This is a genomic window from Nonomuraea sp. NPDC049784 (genome assembly GCF_040659615.1).
Taxonomy (GTDB): domain Bacteria; phylum Actinomycetota; class Actinomycetes; order Streptosporangiales; family Streptosporangiaceae; genus Nonomuraea.
The window spans coordinates 1-3,014 of sequence record NZ_JBFAMX010000910.1 but is presented as its reverse complement, the minus strand read 5'-3'; the positions used below and the strand labels follow the sequence as shown (position 1 = coordinate 3,014).

5 protein-coding genes are annotated in these 3,014 nt (G+C 69.1%); 3 read left to right on the top strand and 2 right to left on the bottom strand.

Going from position 1 to position 3,014, the window contains the following annotated elements:
- A partial coding sequence (locus tag AB0J09_RS60850; protein WP_360713071.1) for a hypothetical protein occupies positions 1 to 403 on the top strand: 403 nt, incomplete at its 5' end.
- Between the two features lie 31 nt (positions 404 to 434).
- On the opposite strand, the gene AB0J09_RS60845 is transcribed toward AB0J09_RS60850, so the two are convergent.
- Positions 435 to 899 (bottom strand): DUF1801 domain-containing protein, encoded by a 465-nt coding sequence (locus AB0J09_RS60845; RefSeq protein ID WP_360713068.1) that lies wholly within the window; start codon positions 897 to 899, stop codon positions 435 to 437.
- 65 nt (positions 900 to 964) lie between these two features.
- Positions 965 to 1,420 (bottom strand): carboxymuconolactone decarboxylase family protein, encoded by a 456-nt coding sequence (locus AB0J09_RS60840; protein ID WP_360713065.1) that lies wholly within the window; start codon positions 1,418 to 1,420, stop codon positions 965 to 967.
- Between the two features lie 615 nt (positions 1,421 to 2,035).
- On the opposite strand from AB0J09_RS60840, the gene AB0J09_RS60835 reads away from it, so the two are divergent.
- Together AB0J09_RS60835 and AB0J09_RS60830 are read left to right on the top strand one after the other, a co-directional pair.
- Positions 2,036 to 2,695 (top strand): VWA domain-containing protein, encoded by a 660-nt coding sequence (locus AB0J09_RS60835; RefSeq protein WP_360713062.1) that lies wholly within the window; start codon positions 2,036 to 2,038, stop codon positions 2,693 to 2,695.
- Between the two features lie 29 nt (positions 2,696 to 2,724).
- Positions 2,725 to 3,014: protein phosphatase 2C domain-containing protein (locus tag AB0J09_RS60830; RefSeq protein WP_360713059.1), on the top strand; the 290-nt coding region annotated here is incomplete at its 3' end.

The window sequence follows — 3,014 nt, the reverse complement described above, 5'->3', positions numbered from 1 at the left end:
CGGCAGCCGCGCGGTCGCCGGCGTCCCGGCGCGCGACGTCGTCGGGGGCAGCGCCACGTACTCGCCTGTCGAAGACCTCATCGCGCTCACGCAGGAGGAGGGCAGGGTGCTGCTGTTCGACCCGGCGTCCGGCAGCGAGCTGGGCCGCTCCGCCGACACCGGCGGCGGGCTCGACCCCGCGACCGGCGAGCTCCTGTCCGTGGCCTTCACTCCCGACGGGGCCGAGGTGCTCACCGTGGACCGCGCCGCCACGGTCAGACGGTTCCCCGCGGCCGCGCCGGCCGTGGCCGCGGCGGTCTGCGCCAAAGCCGGACGGTCGTTGACGGCCCAGGAGTGGGCCGGCTTCGTTCCCGCGCTCCCGTACCGGGAGATCTGCCCGTCCGCGACCGCGCGCGTGCCGTGACGCCGTTCACTCGAGACGGCAAGTGGAGTCCTCAGCTTGCCGCTTGCTTCACGAGTGCGCTGATCCTCGCCTCGTCGTCGGCGGTCAACTCCGTCAGCGCGAAGGCGGTCGGCCACATGGTGCCGTCGTCGAGGTTCGCCGGGTCGTTGAAGCCGAGGGTCGCGTACCTCGCCTTGAACTTCTGCGCGGGCTGGAAGAAGCAGACGATCTTGCCGTCCTTGGCGTAGGCGGGCATCCCGTACCAGAGTTTCGGCGACAGGGCCGGCGCGCTGGCTTTGATGACGGCATGGATCCGCTCGGCGAGGACCCGGTCCGCTTCCGCCATCTCGGCGATCTTCGTGAGCACGTCGCGCTCCCCGTCGGCTTTGGCCGCACCCGAGCCGCGGCGCGCGGCCGTCTTCAGCTCCTGGGCGTGCTCCTTCATCGCGGCTCGTTCTTCGTCGGTGAACCCGTCGAACTTCTTGCCGGCTGCGATCGTGCTCTGCGTTTCGTTCATGGTGGAATTCTCCTTGTATGCGAACCTTGATAGGGACAGTCGTCTTGCAAAGGCAGCGGTACGCCTTACCCCCATGCGCCGGCGATCTGCCGGGTCGTGGCGTTGAGCCGGTTGAACATGTTGGTGACGCCGATCATCAGGACGATCGCGGCCAGCTGCTTCTCGTCGAAGTAGGTGGCGGCGGTGTCCCAGACCTCGTCGTTGACCGCGTCGGCGCGGTCGGCCAGCCGGGTGGCGGACTCGGCCAGCGCGAGCGCCGCCCGCTCCTCATCGGTGAAGTACGGGGTCTCCCGCCAGGCGGCGACCGTGGCCAGCTTCTCCTCGCTCACTCCGGCCTTGCGGGCCGTCTTGACGCCGCCGTCCACGCAGGCGCTGCAACCGTTGATCTGGCTGACGCGCAGGTGCACCAGCTCCAGCGTCTGCCCCTCCACCCCTCCGGAGTGCACGGCCTTGAAGATCTCCTGGATGGGCTGCATCGCGCCGGACAGGATGACGGCGGGGTTCTGCATACGAGACTGCATGGGGTTTCTCCTCTTCCAGGTCAGCGCCCCGTTCCCTCGGGGGCGTGACTCCATGACAGCCGGAGAGGGCTACGACGACGACGGCGATGGGACACCCTGGGACAGCTGAAACGGCCCTGACCAGCGGCGACTGCCTCCGGGAAGTTTCCGCCGGTGTGGGACAGGGAGACAGGGGAACGGTGGCTGTGCAACAGCGGGCGGCGAAGGCTGACCCGAAGGACGAGCTGGCCACCCGCTTGCGCCTGCTCCAGGAGCTGTCGGAGCGCGGCGTGCGGGCCCTGGCCCAGGACGTGGGCCTCAGCTCGTCATCGTGTCACGCGCGTGCCCGTGGCTGGTGCGAAGGCGTCCCGAGGGGCGTCCGGTCAGCCGCGCCGCCGGAGGTCAGGAGGTGCAGCAGCCGTGTCCTACGGCGGCCGAAGGTCTGCCGCCACCGCAGTGTGCCTGCCGACAATTCCATCCGTGCAGTTCAAGCGGGGGATCCCGCCACCAGCGCCCTCTACCGCCGACAAATCCTGGTTTCCATGTCTTTGATCTTCAAAATAGGGACGCTAGTGTCTCCTTGATAAGAGCCAGGGTCGAAGGGGCGGTAGGTGCGCGATGGCCGAGACGAGAGGAGTGCTGCTGCCCGCCTATGTGGTGGCGGACGAGTCGGCGTCGATGGGCCCGTACTACCAGGATCTGTCTGGGGGGCTGGCGGCGCTGTGCAACGGGTTACGTTCGGAACCGATGATCGCGGCGAAGGTGCGGCTCGCGATCCTTGGGTTCTCCGACGACGTGCAGCCGCGGCAGGGGCTGAGCGACATGCGGATGGTCGAGAGGCTGCCGCAGCTCGCGGTCCGCGGGGCGACGAACTACGGCGCGGCCTTCGCCGACCTGTTGCAGCGCATCCCCTATGACGTGCAGATGCTCAAGAACGACGGCTACAAGGTGCACCGCCCGGTGGTGTTCTTCCTGAGCGACGGCCAGCCCACGGATGGCCGGCACTGGCACGGCCCGCACCGGACGCTCGTCGACCGGAACGCGTCGCCGTTCGCGCCCAACATCATCGCCTGCGGGATCGGCTCGGCGCGAGCCGACACGATGCTGCAGGTGGCAACCCGCCAGGAGTTCGCCTTCGTCGCGCTGCCCAGCGCCGACATCGGCAGGGCGATCGCGGAGTTCTTCCACGCGCTGACGGCGAGCCTGGTCGCGTCCGGCCGGGCCATGGCCGACGGCAACCCGCAGCTCGTCGTTAACCGGCCGGACCAGTTCCGGCTGGCGATCGACGAGGTCTGACGCCGGTGCGAGCTCAGGAGGTCGTATAGGTGCAGCACGTACGGCGGCAGGCCGATCAGATCCAGGCGTGGCAACGTGTCGTCATCGACATTCCCGGCCTGGAGTTCGAGCCGACACCCCCGCGCCTGGTGGGAGGCACGTGCCCCGACTTCGAATGTGACGGGTGGTCCACCGCGGAGGTGACGCTCCGATCGGCTTCCCTGCGGGGAGAACGGCACCGCTACTACCGCCAGCCCCGGCAGGACGCCACCTGTGCTGTGGTCCACGAGGGGACGGGCACCGTGGTGTTCGCCGTCGCCGACGGGCTGTCCAGCGCCAC

Excerpts from the sequence above, each read along its gene's own strand:
- AB0J09_RS60845 (WP_360713068.1), bottom strand. The coding sequence starts at position 899 with ATGAACGAAACGCAGAGCACGATCGCAGCCGGCAAGAAGTTCGACGGG.
- AB0J09_RS60840 (WP_360713065.1), bottom strand. The coding sequence starts at position 1,420 with ATGCAGTCTCGTATGCAGAACCCCGCCGTCATCCTGTCCGGCGCGATG.